This window comes from Oleiphilus sp. HI0079, assembly GCF_001635105.1.
Window position 1 is genome coordinate 1 of record NZ_LWFT01000024.1, and the last position, 867, is coordinate 867.

The following is an 867-nucleotide window of genomic DNA, read 5'->3' on the forward strand; positions in this document are numbered from 1 at the left end:
TGCGTTATCCAAAACGGTAACGCGTTTACCGGCCATGTCTTCAGGGTTCTGAATAGATTTGTCATTTACGAATAGGAAAATGGCGCCAATTGGACCAATACCGATAATCTCGTACTCACCATTTCGCATCAGTTTGGATGCGCCCGGGCTGCTGAGTGACTTAACAACAATCGCCAAGTGGTCGTAGGTTGGCAGTGCACCAACGGCGTTAATGCTGCCCGTAAACTTGTTGTATTCCCTTGCGCGAATACCTGGCAGGTTGAGCATGTCGCAGACGCCGTTTTTAAACTCGCGTGAACTCATGGCCAGCAAATACAAGGATCAGATTCGCAAAATTGTGGATAGCGAGTTAACCATTCCAGAAAAATATTGGATAGACATCAATGATAAGACCAAAGATAACTGGAACGAGTTATTCCGTGAAAGCCGCATCGCATTGCGCGACAAAGGTGTCTATGACGGAAAAGCGCTTACCCTATTCCGCAAGGTACGCTGCAAAATTGACCCTGCGTTAGCGGAATGTACATCGAAAGATCGCGAATAGCGTTTCTAGAAATAGGCCTCTCGACAGACAAAGAGCCTCATTCGAGGCTCTTTCAAGAAAGTAGGACATTCAACGCAAGCCGTGTTTAATTAGAGAATACGCTGCCAGTAACCAACATCAATCCATTGATCAAACTTACGGCCGACTTGGCTCAAGTGTGCCACTTTCTTCATCTCGAACTTTTCATGTAAAGCGATACTACGATCGTTGGGCAGAGCAATACCCGCGAGAGCAACATGAACGTCCGACGCCTCCAGAGCTTCAAAAAGCGCTGAATATAACAGCGAACCAACCCCACGCAGAGCAATTTTCTGCTCAAGATA

At 46.7% G+C, this 867-nt stretch carries 2 protein-coding genes and 1 pseudogene; 1 reads left to right on the forward strand and 2 read right to left on the reverse strand.

From position 1 onward, the window contains the following. A partial coding sequence (locus A3750_RS00485) for a putative solute-binding protein (protein ID WP_255374854.1) occupies positions 1 to 303 on the reverse strand: 303 nt, incomplete at its 3' end. Here A3750_RS00485 and A3750_RS00490 point away from each other — a divergent pair. Continuing rightward, positions 302 to 544, forward strand: coding sequence for a putative solute-binding protein (locus tag A3750_RS00490; protein ID WP_156498265.1), 243 nt, complete (start codon positions 302 to 304; stop codon positions 542 to 544). The two genes, A3750_RS00485 and A3750_RS00490, sit on opposite strands and share 2 nt — an antisense overlap. Positions 545 to 633: 89 nt before the next feature. Here the strand turns inward: A3750_RS00490 and A3750_RS00495 are convergent. Then, a pseudogene (locus A3750_RS00495) lies at positions 634 to 867 on the reverse strand (GNAT family N-acetyltransferase); the annotation flags it as partial.

What these genes read in the sequence shown, in the direction of transcription:
- A3750_RS00490 (WP_156498265.1), top strand. Translation starts at nt 302, where the DNA reads ATGGCCAGCAAATACAAGGATCAGATTCGCAAAATTGTGGATAGCGAG.